This is a genomic window from Polaromonas sp. 39-63-25, from assembly GCF_002278925.1.
Lineage (GTDB): Bacteria > Pseudomonadota > Gammaproteobacteria > Burkholderiales > Burkholderiaceae_C > Polaromonas.
Map to the genome: position 1 here is coordinate 41,866 of NZ_NCJH01000021.1, position 19,207 is coordinate 61,072.

The window sequence follows — 19,207 nt, forward strand, 5'->3', positions numbered from 1 at the left end:
ATACCTGATGTGGAGCGTTAGGGGATTGTCGAACAGCTGGCAGATTTCCACAATCACGCCATGTCCACCCCTTTTCTTCAGGAGATTTCCATGACGCAGCCTGCCACCGTTCTTATCCTCGGCGCCCGCGGGCGGTTTGGCCTGGCGGCCACACGCGCCTTTGCCCAGGCGGGCTGGCGGGTGCTCGCCCAGCTGCGCCCGGGCGCCAGCGGCCCGGTGATGCCCGGGGTGGTGTGGCTGGCCGCGCAGCCCGGCGACACGGCCCGGCTTGCCGCCGCCGCACACGGCGCCGCGGTGGTGGTGCAGGGGCTCAGCCCGGTGTACACACACCGGGCCTGGCGCCGGGACCTGCCCGGCCTGACCCAGGCCGCCATCAATGTCGCGCGGGAACTCGGCGCCTTGCTGATGCTGCCGGCCAGCGTCTACAACTTCGGCGAATCCATGCCACCCCTGCTGCGCGAAGACACGGCGCAGGCGGCCAGCACCTTCAAGGGCCGCATGCGCATCGCCAGCGAAGCGCAGGTGCGCGCGGCCACGCAGGACGGCCGCATGAAAGCGGTGGTGATTCGCGGCGGCGACTTCTTTGGCAGCGGCACCGGCTCGTGGCTGGACGAGGTGATGGTCAAGGACATCCGGCGCGGCAAGTTCACCTATCCTGGCCCCCTGAACGTGCCCACGGCCTGGGCCTGGCTGCCCGACATGGCGCGCAGCTTTGTGGCGGTGGCCGGGCAGCGCCATCAGCTGCCGGCCTTCGAGACCCTGCACTTTGCCGGCTACAGCCTCACGGGGCAGGACTGGGTCGATGCACTGACCGACATCGCGTGGGAGCGCGGCTGGCTGCCCGCCGGCGGCAAGCTGCGTACTCAATCGCTGTCCTGGCTGATGATGCGGGCGCTGGGCCTGGTCATGCCGAAAATCGCGGCGCTGTGTGAAATGCGCTACCAGTGGTTCACGCCGCACACCCTGGTCAACACCCGCATGGCCGCCCTGACCGGCGCCGAGCCCCACACACCGTTTCCCGAGGCGCTGCGTGCGGCCCTGGCAGAGCTGGGCCTGTTGACCTCGCGCAAGGAGGTGGCGGCAAAAGGCGCTACGGTGACGGCACCAGTCTTTGAACGGAGCGCCTCATGAACCTGAACCGCAGAAACTTTGTGCGCTTGGCCGGTGGCGGCGTGGTGCTGGGCGCCACGGCCGGACTCGCCGGCTGCTCGTCCGAGCTGCCGCCCGAGGCGATTGCCGCCTGGAACGGTCCCGCGGCCGATACCGCCGATGTACGGCGCTGGATCCTCAGCTACGCGATTCTGGCGCCGCACTCGCACAACCTGCAGTCCTGGCTGGTGGACCTGCGCCAGCCCGGCGAGATCATGCTGTACTGCGACCTCACGCGGCTGTTGCCCGAGACCGACCCGCAGTCGCGCCAGATCATGATGAGCCAGGGTACTTTTCTGGAATTGCTGGACCTCGCCGCCAGACAGAAAGGTCTGCGCGCCGACATCACCCTGTTCCCGCAAGGCGAGTTCGGTCCGGCCACGCTGGACAAGCGACCCGTCGCACGCATCGTTTTGGCCGCAGATGCCGGCGTCAAGCCGGACCCGCTGTTTGCCGACATCCTCAAGCGCCACACCAACCGCGAAGCCTATGAGATGCGCGAGCCCGCGACAGATGCGCTGCAGGCCATTGCCGCCAGCGTCGCGCCCTTTGCCTTGCGCACCGGCTTCGTGGGAACCAGCCAGCCTGACCTGATGCAGAAGCATCGCGCCATTGCCATGGAGGCCTGGCGCATCGAGCTGGTGACGCCGCGCACCGTGCTGGAATCGTTCAAGGTGCTGCGTGTCGGCCCGCGCGAAATTGCCGAGCACCGCGACGGCCTCACCATCAACACGCCCATGGTGCGTGCGCTGACGTCACTCGGCCTGTTCGACCGCAGCAAGGCGCCGGGGCCGGATGACGCGGCCACCACCGGCCAGATCAAGGATTTCAATACCAAGATCGCCGCGACGCCGGCATTTTTCTGGATGGTGACCGAAGGCAATGACCGCAAGACCCAGGTCAACGCCGGCCGGGCCTATGCGCGCGCGCAACTGGCGGCGACGGCGCAGGGGCTGGCCATGCAACCGCTGTCGCAGGCCTTGCAGGAGTATCCGGAACAGGCCAGACCTTATGCCGACATCCACGCCCTGCTAAAAGCGCCACAGCCACGTTATACGGTGCAGATGTGGGCGCGGCTGGGTTATGCGCCGGCTGTCGGCCCGTCGCCACGGCGCGGTTTGCAGTCCCACCTGATCACCGCCGCTTAGGCAGCGGCAAATCGCGGCCTGAGCGTTCGGCGCAGCAAAAACAGCACCACCCCGAAGTTCAGCAGGTTCCAGGCAATGCCGTTGAGGAAAGCAGCGTTGTAGGAGCCGGTGAGGTCAAACACCTTGCCCGACATCCAGCCACCCAGTGCCATGCCCACCATGGTGAACATGATGACGGTGCCGACGCGGGCGCCGGCTTCGGCGGCGGGAAAATGCTCGCGCACGATGATCGCGTAGCTCGGCACAATGCCGCCCTGAAACAGGCCGAACATCGCGGAGATCACATACAGCGAGACCATGCCGTCAAACGGCAGGAACAGCAGCAGCGCGACGGTTTGCAAGGCCGAGCCCAGCAGAAGCGTGCGCAGCCCGCCGATGCGGTCGCAGATGGCGCCGGAAATCAGGCGGCTCACGATGCCGCAGGCCAGCATCAGCGACAGCATTTCAGCACCACGCGCCGCGCCGAAGCCGAGGTCGGTGCAATAGGCCACGATGTGCACCTGCGGCATGGACATGGCCACGCAGCAGGACAGGCCCGCCACACACAGCAGCGCCTGCGCCTGACCCAGCGTCAAACCGAAAGGCCGGTCGCTGGCGGCGACACCGCGCACGCTGACCGGCGCCAGAGCGAGCGCCGGCGGTCGCTGGCGCATCAGCTGGGCCAGCCCGAACATCGCCAGGCTGCAGAACACGGCCAGTCCCCAGTAGGTCTGGCGCCAGCCCACGCTTTCCACAAAGTGCTGGATGATGGGCGGCCAGAGGGCGCCGCCCAGGTAGTTGCCGCTGGCGCACACCGCCACGGCAATGCCGCGGCGCCGCACAAACCACAGCGAGGTGTCGGCCAGCAAGGGAGAAAACGTGGCCGAGCTGCCCAGCAGGCCGATCAACAAACCGTGCGCCAGCGCAAACAGCCAGATGTTTCCCGACAGGGCGGCTGCGCCGAAACCCAGGCCCATGCCGACAGCGCCCACGCTGAGCGGCAGCGCCACACCGAAACGGTCGGCCAGCCGGCCCATGAGCATGCCGCCCAGGCCAAAGCCGACCATCAGCAGCGTGTAAGGCAAGGCAGCGTCGGCACGCGCCACGCCGAAGTCGGCCTGCACCGCCGGCAACACCACGGGCACCACATACATGCCGGCGGCACCCACGGTCATCAGCGCCAGGGTCACCAGCAGGCGGCGCCAGGCCGTCGCGGAGTCAATCAGATGGGCAGCGGCAGGGGTGGCAGGCATGAGCTAGGGCCTGTTCACACTGTTTATACAAGTGCGAACGTGGTGAAAACAGTGCCAATCTAGGCGCGCGACGACACCCAGACCGGGCGTCTGGGTTAGGAGTGCAACAACGAGTGGCGCTGTTTTCACCACGTTCCCTTCGGGTTGCGGCCAAAAAGGCCATGCGCAGCGTTGCAAAGCCTTGCCGGGCGCCAGCCCGGCTGCGTTTTGCGCCTCGCGCATGACCTTTTTGACTCGCAACGCATCTTGCATAAACAGTGTGAGCAGGCCCTATCCCAGCAGTTGCACCAGCCGCTGCAGCGCATGCTGCACGGTGGCAAGGCGCACCGCGGCGCGGTCACCGTCAAAGTGCTGGACTTCGCTGCTGAGCCGGCCGTCCACCATGAAGCCGAACCAGACGGTGCCCACGGGTTTGGCCCGGCTGCCGCCGGTGGGGCCGGCCACACCGGTGACGGCGACGGCGACCCGCGCCCGCGAATGCGTGATGGCGCCCTGCACCATGGCGCGCGCGACTTCTTCGCTGACCGCGCCGTGCCCGGCGATCAACGCCGCATCCACGCCCAGCATGTCGGTCTTGGCTTCGTTGGAGTAGGTGACAAAGCCGCGCTCGAACCAGTTGCTCGAACCCGCCAGGTCGGTGCAGGCGGCGCTGATCAAACCGCCAGTGCAGCTTTCGGCGGTGGCCAGCAGCCAGTCTTTGTTGAGAAGCAAATCGGCCAGAAGCCCAACCAGGACGGGCGCAGGCAGCTCACCTTTTGATAGTGATGAAAAGTTCACCAGAAGCTCCAGGCGGCGATCACCAGCAGCGTGCAGAACGCAGCCGCGAAGTCGTCGAGCATGATGCCGAAACCACCGCGCCAGCCAAAACCCTTGAAGGTCCTGTCGGCCCATGCCATGGGGCCGAACTTCACCGCGTCAAAAAAGCGGAACAGCACAAAGGCCGCGAGCTGGCCCCACAGGCCCGCCGGCATGACCAGCCAGAGGATGAGCCAGAAGGCCACGACTTCGTCCCAGACGATGCTGCCGGGATCGGCCACGCCCATGTTTCTGGCCGTGACCGTGCTGGCCCACCAGCCCAGCAGCGTGGCCACGGCAATCAGCAGCCCCATCTGCGGCGTGCTCAGCCAGGGCGCCATTGCCAGCCAGGCCAGCCAGGCCCACAAGGTGCCGGCCGTGCCGGGCGCCACCGGGCTCAGGCCCGAGCCGAAGCCCAGCGCCAGCAGGTGGGCTGGGTGCGCCAGCATGAAGCGGGCCGTGGGCCGGCGCGGTGGCGCCGGGTTTGGCACGCCCGGAAAGGCAGGGGTTTCGTTCAGTGGGGGCATGGTGTGTGGGAAGAGGGTGCGCTGGGGGCGAGGCGATTTTATTTCATGCGTAAAAATGGCACGCAGCCCAATGAGGGTGTGCGCAGATAGCTATGTTTTTCATGGCGTTTCAAGGGGCGGGGCTTTCTTCCAGCACTGCCCGCAACACGGCATCAAAGGCCTGCGGCTGCTCGAACTGTACCCAGTGGCCCGCGTTGTCTATCCAGTGCATGCCGCGAAAATTCGGCGCCGACTGCAGGGCCAATGCCAGCGCTTCCTGCCGTTCGCGGTACAGCGCGTCTTCGCGGCCGTAAATCGCGTACACCGGACAGCGCACCTCGGCGAGTGTGCGCGCCAGCACGTCGGTGTAAGCCAGGCGGCGGCCCTTCATGCGATCGCGCAGCGTGTTGTCGCTGTGTATCCGCAGCGCCAGCGCGGTGATGGCCTCGGGCCGGTAGAGCATCAGCGCGGCGAGGTTCTTGCGGTGCACGGCCTCGCGTTCGGCCGGGTCGGGCAGGTGGCGCCAGGCGGTGAGCGTGACGGTGTTTCGCGAGGCCACGCCCAAGCCGGGCGAACCGATGAGCACCAGCCGCGCCACGCGGGCCGGCCACTGCGCCGCCAGAAAGCCGGCGACCATGCCACCGAAGGAAAACGCCACCAGGTCGCAGGCGGCATCGCCCAGCAGAACCTGCAGACCCGCTTGCACCGGCGCGGCCAGCGCGTCGGCGTCGTTGCCGGTGGCGGGCGGCGCCGAATCCCCAAAACCCGGCAGATCGGCGGCCAGCACCTCGCGTCCGCTGCCCACCAGCGCGTCGATGTTGCGCAACCAGTGGGTCCAGCTGCCGCTGCCGCCGTGCAGCAGCACCACGGGCCGATGCGGCGCACCGGTCGGGGCCGGATCGGGCCGCCAGCGGTGCCAGACCATGCTGCCGCTGCCGCAGGGCGTTTCGAGTCGGGTGGCGCGGTCCAGCAGGCGCCGGACTTCGGGGGGCGGGGCGGTGGACGTGTCGGCTTGCATCAGGGGGTTATACCTGCACCGCGGGCTGAACGCCCTCGGCCTGGGCAAACCACCCGGCCCAGTGGTCCAGGCAGGCCCTGATCTTGGGCAGGCGGTGCCGGCTCGTCAGCGTGACGGCGTAAATCGGGCTGGGCTGCTCGTCCACAAATTCGGGCAGGACGGGCACCAGCAGGCCTTGCCGCACCAGGGGCTCGGCGACCACGGTGGCAAAACGCGAAATGCCCAGGCCGTGCAGCGCCAGCTGCGCGGTGATGCCGGTGCTGCCCGAACGCCACTGGCCCTCCGCCACCACTACGCTCGGCTCGCCCTTGACGATGAAAGGCCAGCGGTTGAGCATGGCGACCGCGCTGTTCGTGATCAGGCGGTGCTGGTGCAGATCGTCCGGATGGCGCGGTGTGCCGTGGGCCTGCAGGTAGCCGGGCGTGGCGTACAGCTTGCGACCCAGCATGCCGAGCTGGCGTGCCACCACCGTGTCGGTGGTCGGCGTGCCGGTGCGGATGGCGATGTCGATGCCGTCGTGCGCCATGTCCACCAGCCTGTCCTCGACCTGCAGTTCCACACACAGCCTGGGGTGGCGCGCGTGCAGGCTTTCGAAGCTGGGGATCAGGAGGTACTCGGCCACCACCGTGCTGGCCGCCACGCGTACCCAGCCGCTGGCCTGGCGCGACTGGCTGGCAAACTCGCCTTCGAGCTCGTCCAGCGTGCCGGTCAGGCGCCGGCAGTACTGCAAAAAGGTCTCGCCTTCGGCGGTGGGTGTCAGGCCGTGGGTGGAGCGGTGGATCAGCCGCGCGCCACAGGCTTTTTCGATGCGCGCCAGCGCGCGCGAGACCTGGCTCACCGGCACGTCGCGCTCGCGCGCCACGGCAGAAAGGGAGCCGAGCTCGGCCACGCGGGCAAACAGGTGCATGTCGTCGAAGCTGAGGTCGCGCATGGCGTCATGGTAACCAGCCGCCGGCATCCCCGCCTTTGCAGCGAATGCAAAACCCAATTGCACGGCGCGCCGTTTCCCGCGGGCGAGGGTTTGCCTACAGTTGCCTGCACCAGCCACCGCAACGAAAGGACCGGCCATGTACAGCGATCTCCACCATGACAGCTACCAGCGCCTGCACGATGCAGCCAAGCGCCAGGCCGAGGCCTTGCGCCGGCAGGCGATCGACGACTTCTGGCGCCAGTTGGGGCAGGCCTTGCGCCGCCCGGCAAGGCTGCAACTTCCGCGGGAGGCCTGAGATGCCCACGCTGACGCTGAAAGTGGCACCGCTGCAAACCCCGGCCCGTGACCGGCAACTCGCCCAGGCGCTGACCACGCTGACCGCACAGCTGCTCGGCAAGCGGCGCGAGGTGACGGCGGTCATCATCGAGAGCCTGCCTGCCGGACATTGGTACGTGGGTGGCGACGCCGTGCAGCGGCCCACCGCGCTGCTGGAGATCAGCATCACCGCCGGAACCAACACGGCGGAAGAAAAAGCCGCATTTGTCAGCGCGGCGTTTGCCGAACTGCAGCGCCAGCTCGGCGAGGGCGGCGCGCTGGAAGAAGCCAGCTACGTGGTGGTGCGGGAACTGCCGGCCACCGATTGGGGCTATGGCGGGTACACGCAACAGGCCCGCAAGCGCGCACCGGCTCAGGCAAAGTGATCGAAGGACGCGTACCGGCCCGGCACCGCATGGCCCGAGGCGTCGACCAGCCGCAGGCCAGGCGGGTGTTCGATGACACCGATGCGGGTCACCGCTGTCTGCGCCTGCAGCGCGGCGGCCTGCACCACCGCCCGTGCCGACACCGGGGCGGTGAAGACCAGCTCGTAGTCGTCGCCGCCGGCCAGCGCGCAGCGCAGCCGGGTTTCATGAGAAAAATGGCCCTCAGCCCTTGCTGGATAAGCGTCATCAGCTAGTAAATTTATAGCAACCGAGGTGTCGATGCGGGCGCCGGTGCCGGAGGCCTCCAGGATGTGGCCGAGGTCGCCGAGCAGACCGTCGCTCACGTCGATGGCCGCCGTCGCGATGCCGCGCAGCGCCAGGCCCAGCGCGACACGTGGCGTGGGCTGTTCCAGCCGCGTGCGCGCGGCGGCCAGCCGTTCATGCGGCAAGGCGATGCTGCCGCGCAGCGCTTCCAGCGCCAGCCGCGCCTCGCCCAGCGTGCCGCTGACATACACCTCATCGCCGTCGCGTGCGCCCGAACGCAGCAGCGCCTGCCCGCGCGGCACCTCGCCGAACACGGTGATGCAGATGTTCAGCGGGCCCTGTGTCGTGTCGCCGCCGACCAGTTCGCAGCCGTGGGCATCAGCCAGTGCGAACAGGCCACGCGAAAAGGCCGCGAGCCAGGCCTCGTCGGCCCGCGGCAGCGCCAGCGCCAGCGTGAAGGCCAGCGGCTGTGCGCCGCAGGCGGCGAGGTCGCTGAGGTTGACGGCCAGTGCCTTGTGGCCCAGCGTGAACGGGTCCACGTCGGCAAAAAAATGCCGGCCCTCGACCAGCATGTCGCAGGAAATGGCCATCTGCATGCCGGCGGCGGGCTGCAGCAGCGCGCAGTCGTCGCCGACGCCCAGCACGGCGCGGGTCGTGGGGCGTGTGAAGTAGCGTGCGATCAGGTCAAATTCACTCATGGGGGGAGCATAACGGGTGGAATCCTTCTTTGCTTCTACTGCTGGAGGTTTGCCCACAAGCCGGGGGTTGCCCGGCGGCAACTCACTTTCTTTTTGCGTCGCCAAAAAGAAAGTAAGCAAAGAAAAAGGCGACCCGATGGTCTGGGTCCCCTGCGATCCGCTTTTACCTGCGCTCCTCGGCCCAGCCCGACGGGTGGGGGAAGAACGCGGGAACGGATACAGATACGGGGAGACATGACGCGCGCAGCGCGTCATGGCGGACTCAAGCAACCGTCATGTTTGCACGCGAGCGCAGCACACGCGACCAAAGGAAGTCCCCCTCCATCGCCCAGCGGGGCGAGGGGGCTAGGGGTGGGAGTGGGGAGTTGCGCCTAATGTCCAAGGCAGACTGCAGGCGCAGCGTGACGCTGACAAGGTCAGACCGGCAATCCCCGAAACTTCAGCGCGGCCTGGCGAATCACTTCGGCCAGCAGGTTTTCCTTGGCCTGCAACTCGCGCAACCAGCGTGCGTCGTTGTTCGACAGCTCCACGCTGCTGCGCAGCAGGTGGATGCCGCTGCTGGCGCCCAGGGCTCTGGCATGTGAGCCGATCTTGTCCATGGTCATCAGGATGTGGTCGCGCAAGGCCATGTGTTCGCCGGTAGCCGGATCCACGTAAACGGCTTCCAGCCCGAAGCGGCAGGCCTGGAAGCGGTTGTAGGTATAGACCAGGTAATCGTCCTCGGTCGGCGTGAAGGGTTGGTCGTTCATGAACCACGAAGCGAGCGACTGCACGTAACCGGACAGCGCGGCGGCCCGGCCTATGGTCAGCGGCGTGTCGAAGACGCGGATCTCGATGGTGCCGAACTCCGGCTTGGGCCGGATGTCCCAGTAGAAGTCCTTCATGCTCCTGACCACACCGGTGCGCGTCATCTTCTCGAAGTAGACGGTGAACTCGTCCCAGGTCAGCGCCATCGGCGCGCGGCCCGACAGCGGAAAGGCAAACACCGAGTTCAGGCGCGCCGAATCAAAGGCCGTGTCCTGCCCCTGGACATAAGGCGAGGAGGCCGACAGTGCGATGAAATGCGGAATGTAGCGCGACATGCGGTGCAGCGTCAGAAGCGCGGTGTCGGCATCGGGGCAGCCCACATGCACATGCTGGCCGAAAATCGTGAACTGCTTGGACAGGTAGCCGTACAGCTCGGACAGCTCGCGAAAACGCGGCTTGTCGTAGATGCGGCGCTCATGCCATTGCTGGAAGGGGTGGGTGCCGCCACCGACCACGGCGATGTTGAGCTTGTCGGCGCATTTGACCAGCGCGTCGCGGATCTGTGTGAGCTGGCCCAGCACCTCGGACGAGGACTGGCAGACGCCGGTGGAGATCTCGATCATGCTTGAGGTCATTTCAGGCACCACGCTGCCGGGCAGCGGGATCTTGTCCATCAGGCGCAGCATGTCTTCGGCATACGGGGCGAGATCGTAGTCATGGGTGTTGACGAGCTGCAGTTCCAGCTCGACGCCCAGCGACAGCGCCTCCGATTTCTGGAAGGGCTCCAGCCCGCCGGGTGCCAGTGGCGTAGGGGTGTTCTTACTCACGGAGCTCTCCGGTTGAGTTGGTCCAGGGCTTGTGCGTCCAGGGTCTGGAGCTTTCACCTGCGCGGTAGATGGAGAAGGTGGCGAGCATGGCGCCCAGCACCTCCATCAGCAGGATGGCCGGCAGCGCAATGCTGGCAATGCGGGGGCCCAGCGACGCCGACGAAGCCACAAACTGGGACACGATGAGCAGCGCCACCGAGGACATCGGCGACATCGCGCAGCCGACCCACAGGGCCTGCTTCCAGCTGGCGCCGCTGCCCACATTGCCGAGCGCGACGCCGGTGATCTTGGCCAGGGCCCGTGCCACGACCAGCGCCGCCACCAGTCCGGCCACCTGGCCGCTCCAGTCGGCCTGCGCGGCCACCACGGAGACCAGCACGAACATCAGCATGGTCAGCATCGCCGAGGCGGTGCCCATCTGCCGCGGCCATGACCAGGGCCGCGGGTTGAGCTGCTTGAGCATCATGCCGCCCAGCAGCGCGGCCAGCGGCGCCGAGCCGCCAAAGTGGGCGGCCAGCGCGGCGCCTGCGGCGATCAGGGCCAGCAGCAAGATGGCGGTGTTCTCGCTGGTCGGGCTCATCACGCGCAGCGCCGACCGCAGCGCCAGCGCCAGGCCGGCACCGACCACCACCGACAGGCCCAGCACCACGGCCACCGGGTAGAAGGTATCGGTGAGGCTTTGTTCACCGCGGCCCATCATGCCGGCGCGGGCGCTGCAAAGTGTCAGCGCATACAGCGTGCTCAGGGTCGACAGCACCATGGCGCGCTCGGTCACGGGGCCGGAGGCGCGGGTGTCGATGATCACACGCGACAGCACCGCCGGCGAAGCCGCCATGGCCAGCAGGGCCAGCGGCTCGGCGACAACCTCACGCATGCCGAAAAAGGTCAGCGCCCAGTAGACGGCAACAAAGGTCAGCGTCGATTCGGCCAGGCTTTGCACCAGCACCATGGGGTTGTGGCGGAACCAGCGCAGCGGAATGCGGCCGCCTGCTTCAAACAGCACGACGGCCACGCCGAGCTCCAGCAGAAACAGGCCCGTTCCCTGCAGCGGCCAGGCCGCGCCGGTGAACCCGGCCAGGCCGGCAAAGGCGCCGACCGCCGAATAACCCACCACCTTGGGAACGCCGGCATAACGCTGCACCAGGTGCCCGGTCAGCGCGGCCAGCGCCAGCAGGATGGACCACTGAACTGTGGGCAGGCCTGCCGAGGGTTTGATCCATTCGGCCCAGATGGCCATGACTTCATTCATGGATGAGTGTCTCCGCTGATTGATTGAAATTCACGCAGCGCCGCGCCAGGATGCGCGGGTGCTCGATGGGGACAAGCCGCCGATGCGGCGACAGGCCCCGGGGCCTGCTGTGGTTCATTGTTGCGGCCGGTGGTTGCAGGCCGGGCAGGCACCCATGGAAAAGGGAGTCCTAATTTACAACGTTTCACACTCTTTGCACGTAGGACAATCACTGACATGCGGACTTGCTGCGCGATTTGCGCGCCTGTTGTCAGGGTGTTGACAGTTCCTGTGCAAACTTCCTGCCCGAAAAATTCAATCAGGCAGAAAAAAACTGGCCGGCTTGCTGCGCCAGCGGGCCCAGATCGCGGAACGGATACGGCGGCGGTCCACACCGCTGACGCTGTGGGCGCGCAGCGCCAGCCGGAAGGCGAAGTAAAAGCTCACCCCCAGGTTGAGTGCACCGATCAGCGGGATGGACGCCACACACCACCACAGGGCCGGTTGCCGCAGCGCATCCCAGCCGAGGGCCGCCGCGGCTGCGGCCAACTGGCCGGAGGACAAGGTGACGTGGCGCACTTCGAGCTCCAGCCCGAAAAAGCCGGTCATGGGCGGAATCAGCCCCAGCATGAAACCCAGGGCGATGTTGGACGTGAAGCCCGAAATGTTGTCGCGCATGAAATGGGCCCAGCGTCGCGCCCGTACCACGCCCAATGCCCGCGTGATGCGCGGGTTGTAACGCATGGCCGACGCCAGGTGGTACAGCACAAACCAGTTTTCCACCCAGCCGCCTATGATGCTGGCGACAAACAGCACTACGCCGGTGAAGGCGGCCCACAGCAGCGTGGGGCCGAACAGGCTCAGGGTGTGCAGCACATGACCGGCTTCTTTCGCGTCTATCATCGGCTGCCCCAGCGCATACTGCATGGCGAGGCTGATCAGCAGCACCACCGGCACCACCACAAGCACGTTGCCCAGCACAGCCGCCACCTGGGAACGCACCAGGTGGGTGACCTCGTCGACAAACTCGCTGACCGCTTCGCCGGTGCGCAGGTCCTTGAGCTTGGCGGCCATGGCCGGTGCCGTCATGGCCGGCTGCTTGGTGGCCAGCGTGAAGTGCAGCAACTGGATCAGCACAAAGCTGGCGGCATACACGATGCTGGCCAGAAAGCCGCTCCAGAAGGCCGACAGCGCCAGCCCCACCACCATGAACTTGAGCAGCGTCGTGATGGCCGTCACGGCGCCGCCGCCGGCCGCCGTGCCCAGCATGTTGGTATAGGCTGCACGGTCGCGCGTGATGTAGTGCTCGCCGGTTTCGGCGCCGCGCTCGGCCACCTTGGCGGCCAGCAGGGTGGAGTTGCTGGCAACCAGCGCGCGTATGCTGCGCCGTTCTTCGGCCAGCAGCACCAGCCGGGCCAGCAGCTGCATGGCGCTGGTGGCGGGCTTGTCCGAGAGCAGGCAGTCGAGCAGCTCACGAATGCGCAGGATGCGTTCGCGCAGCTGGCGCAGGCGAAACACCAGGCCGACCGAGATGCCGTGTTCGTCGAGATGGGCGTACACCGACGAGGCGGCACTGCGGCAAGCCTCCAGCCGGCTCTTGAACTGGTCCAGCGTCAGGTGCAGCGCGCCGCTGTCGGGCCCGTGCAGCAGCAGCGCGGCGCGCAGCGCTTCAAGATCGGTTTGCAGGCCGTGAAAGGGCCGGGCCAACAGGCTCTGGGGGCTCATGCGCAGTCGCAGTTCCGGCGCAAAGCCGGTGGCGCAGACCTGGCTGGTGCAGTAGGTCAGGGAGTCCAACAGGGTGATTTGCCAATCCTGCGGCAGGGTGCTGGCGGCGGGGGCAAAGGGTTCGACGGGGGCTTCGTCGCCGGCCGGTGCGGCGATGGGCGGGTCCAGCAGGGCGCCCAGCCGCCCCAGCGTGCCCTCGTCGAGCAGTTTGAGCCACTGCGCGTCAAACGGCACCGGGAACAGCAGCATGAACAGTTCGGTGGCATGCGTGGTCTCGGGCGTGCCCGGCAGCAGCTTGTAGCGCAGCCGTTCGCCCAGTTCGCTGAGAAAAGCGGCACGCGGCGCAAAACCGAAATCGGCAAACAGGGGCGTGGCATCCACCGTTTCGACCAGGGTCAGCCACCATAGACGCAGCCGCTCCGGAAAACCCGGCCGGGCCTGCGCCGCGTCGAGGAACAGCCCCACCCGCGACAGCGCCGCCTGGGCATTGCTGGCGTCTCCGCGTATCCAGTCCAGCAGGTCGCTGAGCCAGAGGTGCCGCACGGCCAATTCGGCCCGCGGCTCCAGCTGGTCCAGCAGCTCGCTCAGTGTCCGCATGACCAGAGGGCCCTAATGCAGCACGCGGCCGCCGCCGGCCCCGTTGCCGGGTCCGCCGGCATCGCCAGCGTCGAGCACAAACATCGGAATGACCGACTCGAAACGTTCACCATCCTCGGCGACGCAGAAGTAGCTGCCATGCATGGTGCCGGTCGGGGTGCGCAGGCGCGAACCGCTGCTGTACTGGAAGGACTCGCCCGGCTTGAGCAGCGGCTGATGGCCCACCACGCCCAGGCCCTTGACCTCCTCGGTGTGGCCGCGTGCGTCGCTGATGATCCAGTGGCGCGAGATCAGCTGCGCCGCGACTTCGCCGGTGTTGGTGATCGTGACGGTGTAGGCAAAGCCATACACCTCGTCGTCGGGTGCAGATTGATCGGGAAGGTAGTGCGGCAGGACGTCGCAGGAAAATTCGTATTTCGGCATGGATTGGAAAAGAGTGGCAATCATGTTAACCGCCCTTCGCAGGACGGGAAATTGCAGTGTCAGTGGGCAAGCTGCGCGCTTGCTGCGACAATCCTGCCATGAGCCAAAACAAGCCGCCGGTGTACCGGATTGCCCCTTCGATTTTGTCCGCCGATTTCGCGCGCCTGGGTGAGGAACTCCGGTCGGTCATCGAGGCCGGCGCCGACTGGATCCACTTTGACGTGATGGACAACCATTACGTGCCCAACCTGACTTTCGGGCCCATGATCTGCAGCGCCCTCAAGCCGCACGCCAAAAAGGCCGACGGCACCGCCGTTCCGATCGACGTGCACCTGATGGTGCAGCCGGTGGACAGCCTGGCCGCGGCCTTTGCCGATGCCGGCGCCGACCTGATCAGCTTCCATCCCGACGCTTCCGGCCACGTGCACCGCAGCGTGCAGGCCATCAAGTCCAAAGGCTGCAAGGCCGGTCTGGTGTTCAACCCGGCCGCGCCGCTGGACGTGCTGGACTGGGTCATCGACGACATCGACCTGATCCTGATCATGAGCGTCAACCCCGGTTTTGGCGGCCAGAGTTTCATCGACTCGGCCCTGCGCAAGATCGAGCAGGCGAGGAAGCGCATTGACGCGTCGGGCAAGGACATCCGTCTGGAGGTCGACGGCGGCATCAAGCTGGACAACATTGCGCAGGTGGCTGCGGCCGGCGCCGATACCTTTGTGGCAGGCAGTGCGATTTTCGGCAAGCCGGACTATCGGGCGGTGATCGCGGGCATGCGGGCAGCGCTGGCGACCTAGGCCGATAGCGCAGCCTGCGGGTGAACCAGGCGCCGTGCCCTGGCTGGATTGGAAGGGCCGGACCATGGAGATTGCGGGCAGACCGGAAGCAGAGGAACTGAAGCAGAGCAGCCGTGCGAACCTGCCTGCGCCGCTGCACAGGCCCCGTATCCTGGTGATTGAGGACAGCGAGGACATCCGTTACCTGCTCACGGCCCTGTTGCAGGTCAGCTACGAGGTGACGGCGGCAGCCGCCGGCGAAGCCGGCCTGGACATGGCCCGGTCGGCCGAGCGGCCCGACATCATCCTGCTCGACGTGGTGATGCCGGACATGGACGGCTACGAGGTGCTGGCCCGGCTCGGCCGGGACCCACGAACCGCCGATATTCCGGTCATTTTCCTGACGGCGCTGGGCAGCGAGGACGAAGAGCACCGGGGCCTGGACCTGGGCGCCACCGACTACGTCACCAAGCCCATCAGCCCGCCGGTGCTTCTGGCGCGCCTGAAGCTGCATCTGGAGCGCAGTGCCAACGCCAGGCGCTTGCAGGTGCTGTCCGAGCAGCTCTCGCGTTATCTGGCGCCGCAGGTTTACCAGTCGCTTTTTGATGGTTCACGCCAGGCGGAAATCCGGACGCAGCGCAAGAAGCTGACGGTGTTTTTTTCCGACATCAAGAATTTCACCGAGTCCACGGCGCAGTGGCAGCCTGAAGAGGTCACGCTGCTGCTCAACAGCTATTTCGCGGAAATGTCGCAGATTGCCGCCGAATACGGCGCCACGCTGGACAAATTCATCGGGGACGCCATCGTCATCTTTTTTGGCGACCCGCATACGCTGGGCGTGCGCGAGGATGCGGTGCAGTGCGTGCGCATGGCGATTGCCATGCAAAAACGCATGGAAGGGCTGCGCGCCCGCTGGCGGGACATGGGCATCCACAGGAATTTCGAGATACGCATCGGCATCAACTCGGGGTTTTGCGACGTCGGCAATTTCGGCAGCAGCCTGCGCATGGAATACACCATCATCGGCCGCGAGGTCAACCTGGCGGCCCGGCTCGAGCAGGCCGCCGAGCCCGGCGAGATCCTGATTTCCAGTGAGACCCACGCCCTGGTGCAGGGCGAGGTCCAGTCCGACGCGCGCGACGCCATCGTGGTCAAGGGGTTTTCCCAACCCATTCCCGTGTATGTGGTCCGCCCGGATGCCACGGGAATGCCTGCCGATCCGGAGGTCATCCGCTGCGACCGGCCGGGCCTGCGCCTGGAAATCGATGCCGGCCGCCTGACCGTGGCGCAAAAGGCCGAGGCCGTGAGCGAGCTGCGCAAGGCGCTGGCCAGGCTGGAAGCGACGGCGGCTGGTGAGCCGCCGGCCGATGCCTGGCCCACCGTCATCGCCGGGCTGGACCTGGCCCTCGGGCTGCGCCGGGCGATGGGTGTGAAAACGCTTTATTTCTCCATGCTGGGCCGCTTTCTGGAGGGACGCAGGGACACGCCCAGTCGCATCCGGGAGGCGCTGGACGCGGGCGACCTGAAAGCGGCTGAACTGCTGGTCCACTCCTTGCGCGGCCTGTCTGCCCAGATTGGCGCCACGCAGGTGCCCGAACATGCCCAGGCGCTGGAGCAGGCCCTGCACGGGGGGCAGCCGCGCGCCATGCTCGATGGCTTGCTGAAACCGCTGGAGGGCGCGCTGGGCGAATTGATCGCGGCGCTGGAGGCCGGCTTGCCTGCGGCGGCTACGCCATGAGCGCGCGGCTGCGTTCGGCCGCAGGCTGGCGTGCGGGGTCCGCTGGTGTATCGTCCGTACAGGCGGATCGGGAAAAGCCCTCCGGCACCGACTCCCGTACCAAGCCCCCGCATGAGGCCCCGCCATGAAGCTGCCCTTTCGCACCAACATCACCATTGCCCTGGGCCTGGGTCTGCTCCTGATGGCACTGAGCACGGTCACGTCCTACCTCACCATCAATGCGCTGCTGGAGGACGAGCAAAGCGAAGAAAAAATCCAGGTGACGGTGGTTCTGCTGGATCGGCTCGTTTCGCAGTTCAAGACCGCGGAGTCCCTGCAGCGGCGCTACCTCCTGACCAACATCGACAAGGACCTGGCGGCTTACCGGAAAGCCGGGGCGGGACTGCGGCAGGTGTTGCTGGGCGCCAGTGGCCTGCCGACGGCAGGCGCGAGCGTGGAAGACCTGGGTACCCTGCGGGGGCTGATCGCCCGGCGTCTGGACCTCATGGAAAGGGCGGTCAGCGCCCGGCAGCAGGCGGGGCTGGACGCGGCGACCGCGCTGGTCGGCAGCGACCTCAATCGCCAGCTGCACGACGACATCGAGGAACTCGCTGGCCGGATCAAGAGCGCGCAGGTGCTGACCCTGGAGCGTTCCGAGCAGAATGCCCGGCGGACAGCGCAGACGGTCCGGCTGCTGATCCTGCTGAGCGGCCTGCTCTCGCTCGGGCTGCTCGGCTGGAGCATCCGCGCCGTGATCCGCGCACAGGCCAACAGCCGACGCATGCAGGCGGAGCTTGCCGACAGCGAAGCCCTGAGCCGTGCCATCACCGAGAGCATGGCCGATGGGGTCATCACCGCGACGCCGGATGGCCTGGTTGTCAACGCCAACAGTGCGGCCCGGCACCTCTTCGGCTACCGGCTCAAGGACTTGCTGGGGCAGCCTGTGGCCATGCTCTTGCCGGCGCGCTGGCAGCCGGGTTTTTCCGCTTTTTTCGCCACCCTGGCCGACCGGCCGCCAGGCTTCAAAGAGTCCGATACCGAGGTCATGGCCGTGCGTCGCGATGGCGGCGAGTTTCCGGTCAATGTGTCCTTCGGCGACGTCAATGTGGGCGGGCGGCGGCTTTTCACCGCCATCATCCGCGATATTTCCGAGCGCAAACACATCGCTGATGCGTTGCGCGACAGCGAAGCCCAGCTGCGCCAGCTGACCGACAATGTCCCGGCCCTGATGGCCTATGTGGACAGCGAGCAGCGTTTCCAGTTTCACAACAAGGCCTATGAAGAGGTGTTTGGCTTGTCGCGGGAAAAAATCCACGGCAAAACACTGCTTGAAATCGCAGGCCCCGAGTTTTACAGCCAGATCAGTGGCCATGTGCAGGAAGCGCTGTCCGGTTATGCGGTGCGTTACGAACGGGAGCAGGTCACCGCCAGCGGCGAGCGGCGCGAATATGTGATGAGTTATTTTCCGCGCTACGGTGAAGAAGGCGAGGAGGACAAGGTCATCGGATTTTTCTCGCTGGGCACCGACGTCACCGAACTCAAACGCATCGACCGCATGAAGAGCGAGTTTGTCTCCACGGTCAGCCACGAACTGCGCACGCCCCTGACCTCGATACGCGGCTCGCTGGGGCTGGTCTCGGGGGGCGTGGCGGGTGCGTTGCCGGAGCGGGCCAAGAGTCTGGTGGAAATCGCCAAAAACAACTGCGAGCGGCTGATCCGCCTGATCAACGACATCCTCGACAGTGAAAAAATCGAGTCCGGCAAGATGCAGTTCGAACTGCAGCCGCAGGAACTGCTGCCCCTGCTGCAGCAGACGCTGGCGGACAACGAAGGTTTTGCCGCGCAGCACCAGGTCAAGCTGGCCCTGCATGCGCCCAGGCAGCCCCTGAAGGCCCTGGTGGACAGCGACCGCCTGCTTCAGGTCATGACCAACCTGCTGTCCAATGCCATCAAGTTTTCTCCCGCGCAGGGCACGGTGCTGGTGTTGCTGGGCCGGCACGCGGGCCGTGTGCGCGTCGAGGTCAGTGACAACGGACCGGGTATCCCCGAAGAATTCCGCCAGCGCATTTTCCAGAAGTTCTCGCAGGCCGACTCGTCCGACACACGCCAGAAGGGCGGGACCGGCCTCGGTCTGGCCATTTCAAAAGCGATTGTTGAACGGATGGATGGAAGCCTTGGCTTCACTTCCAAAGTAGACGTCGGAACCACCTTCTTTTTCGAGCTGCCGGAGTGGCGCGAGGCGCCCCCGATCACGGCGCCCATGAGTCTTTACGGCATCAACCGGCCGCGCATCCTGGTGTGTGAAGACGACCCGGATGTGGCCCAGCTGATCGGCATGATGCTGGACAAGGCCGGCTTTGATGCCGACATCGCCCACACGGCAGCGCAGGCCCGCGACTACCTCCGGATGGAGTCCTACGCGGCCATGACCGTGGACATCCAGCTCCCCTACGAAAACGGGCTGGAATTGATCCGCTCCCTGCGCCAGGAAGACCGCACGACAGATCTGCCGGTCCTCGTTTTATCGGTGACGGCCGCGGAGGCCCGGCTGCACGCGGGCGCCACGGTTGTGGTGTCCGACTGGCTTGAAAAACCGATTGACGAGCAACGGCTGCTCAAGAGCCTGCGGCAGGCCATCGACAGCCCGCGTACCCATGGCAGGCGGTGAGCCGGTGTGGTCCTGGGCTATGCTTTCCCTTGCTCCATCCACCCTCCACCATCCAGCTCG

Annotated in this window: 17 protein-coding genes; 7 read left to right on the plus strand and 10 right to left on the minus strand. The window is 66.5% G+C overall.

What is annotated here, in order from left to right:
• The first annotated feature begins 90 nt into the window (after positions 1-90).
• A complete protein-coding gene (locus B7X65_RS19615; RefSeq protein WP_293595975.1) occupies positions 91-1,131 on the plus strand; it encodes an epimerase in 1,041 nt (346 codons plus the stop codon).
• Entirely contained in the window at positions 1,128-2,297 is a 1,170-nt protein-coding gene (locus B7X65_RS19620) for a nitroreductase family protein (protein ID WP_293595976.1), read from the plus strand. Before B7X65_RS19615 ends, B7X65_RS19620 begins: the two co-directional genes overlap by 4 nt.
• Here the strand turns inward: B7X65_RS19620 and B7X65_RS19625 are convergent.
• The 5 genes from B7X65_RS19625 to B7X65_RS19645 form a co-directional block, all read right to left on the minus strand.
• A complete protein-coding gene (locus B7X65_RS19625; protein WP_293595977.1) occupies positions 2,294-3,529 on the minus strand; it encodes an MFS transporter in 1,236 nt (411 codons plus the stop codon). The two genes, B7X65_RS19620 and B7X65_RS19625, sit on opposite strands and share 4 nt — an antisense overlap.
• Positions 3,530-3,799: 270 nt before the next feature.
• Positions 3,800-4,276, minus strand: a complete 477-nt coding sequence (locus tag B7X65_RS19630) for a CinA family protein (RefSeq protein WP_293596006.1) — start codon at positions 4,274-4,276, stop codon at positions 3,800-3,802.
• 26 nt (positions 4,277-4,302) lie between these two features.
• On the minus strand, positions 4,303-4,851 hold the full coding sequence (locus tag B7X65_RS19635) for a phosphatidylglycerophosphatase A (RefSeq protein ID WP_293595978.1): 549 nt from the start codon (positions 4,849-4,851) through the stop codon (positions 4,303-4,305).
• A gap of 109 nt (positions 4,852-4,960) precedes the next feature.
• Entirely contained in the window at positions 4,961-5,848 is an 888-nt protein-coding gene (locus B7X65_RS19640) for an alpha/beta fold hydrolase (RefSeq protein WP_293595979.1), read from the minus strand.
• Between the two features lie 7 nt (positions 5,849-5,855).
• Positions 5,856-6,779, minus strand: a complete 924-nt coding sequence (locus B7X65_RS19645) for a LysR family transcriptional regulator (protein WP_293595980.1) — start codon at positions 6,777-6,779, stop codon at positions 5,856-5,858.
• A gap of 136 nt (positions 6,780-6,915) precedes the next feature.
• Between B7X65_RS19645 and B7X65_RS19650 the strand changes: the two genes are divergently transcribed.
• The gene (locus tag B7X65_RS19650; RefSeq protein ID WP_293595981.1) at positions 6,916-7,074 is read left to right on the plus strand and encodes a hypothetical protein; all 159 of its coding nucleotides are present in this window, start codon (positions 6,916-6,918) and stop codon (positions 7,072-7,074) included.
• Position 7,075: 1 nt separating this feature from the next.
• Positions 7,076-7,480 (plus strand): tautomerase family protein, encoded by a 405-nt coding sequence (locus tag B7X65_RS19655; protein WP_293595982.1) that lies wholly within the window; start codon positions 7,076-7,078, stop codon positions 7,478-7,480.
• On the opposite strand, the gene thiL is transcribed toward B7X65_RS19655, so the two are convergent.
• The 5 genes from thiL to apaG form a co-directional block, all read right to left on the minus strand.
• Positions 7,468-8,442 (minus strand): thiamine-phosphate kinase, encoded by a 975-nt coding sequence (thiL, locus tag B7X65_RS19660; protein WP_293595983.1) that lies wholly within the window; start codon positions 8,440-8,442, stop codon positions 7,468-7,470. The two genes, B7X65_RS19655 and thiL, sit on opposite strands and share 13 nt — an antisense overlap.
• Before the next feature lie 416 nt (positions 8,443-8,858).
• On the minus strand, positions 8,859-10,016 hold the full coding sequence (locus B7X65_RS19665) for a YbdK family carboxylate-amine ligase (protein ID WP_293595984.1): 1,158 nt from the start codon (positions 10,014-10,016) through the stop codon (positions 8,859-8,861).
• Positions 10,009-11,265, minus strand: a complete 1,257-nt coding sequence (locus tag B7X65_RS19670) for a cation:proton antiporter (protein ID WP_293595985.1) — start codon at positions 11,263-11,265, stop codon at positions 10,009-10,011. Before B7X65_RS19670 ends, B7X65_RS19665 begins: the two co-directional genes overlap by 8 nt.
• Positions 11,266-11,559: 294 nt before the next feature.
• Positions 11,560-13,566 (minus strand): site-specific recombinase, encoded by a 2,007-nt coding sequence (locus tag B7X65_RS19675; RefSeq protein ID WP_293595986.1) that lies wholly within the window; start codon positions 13,564-13,566, stop codon positions 11,560-11,562.
• 12 nt (positions 13,567-13,578) lie between these two features.
• Positions 13,579-13,989, minus strand: a complete 411-nt coding sequence (gene apaG, locus B7X65_RS19680) for a Co2+/Mg2+ efflux protein ApaG (protein WP_293596007.1) — start codon at positions 13,987-13,989, stop codon at positions 13,579-13,581.
• A gap of 98 nt (positions 13,990-14,087) precedes the next feature.
• On the opposite strand from apaG, the gene rpe reads away from it, so the two are divergent.
• The 3 genes from rpe (at position 14,088) to B7X65_RS19695 (ending at position 19,147) form a co-directional block, all read left to right on the plus strand.
• Positions 14,088-14,783: a ribulose-phosphate 3-epimerase gene (gene rpe, locus B7X65_RS19685; protein ID WP_096696548.1), complete on the plus strand. Its 696-nt coding sequence runs from the start codon at positions 14,088-14,090 to the stop codon at positions 14,781-14,783.
• Between the two features lie 34 nt (positions 14,784-14,817).
• On the plus strand, positions 14,818-16,500 hold the full coding sequence (locus B7X65_RS19690) for an adenylate/guanylate cyclase domain-containing protein (protein WP_293595987.1): 1,683 nt from the start codon (positions 14,818-14,820) through the stop codon (positions 16,498-16,500).
• Positions 16,501-16,624: 124 nt separating this feature from the next.
• Positions 16,625-19,147, plus strand: a complete 2,523-nt coding sequence (locus B7X65_RS19695; protein WP_293595988.1) for a PAS domain S-box protein — start codon at positions 16,625-16,627, stop codon at positions 19,145-19,147.
• Positions 19,148-19,207: the final 60 nt, after the last annotated feature.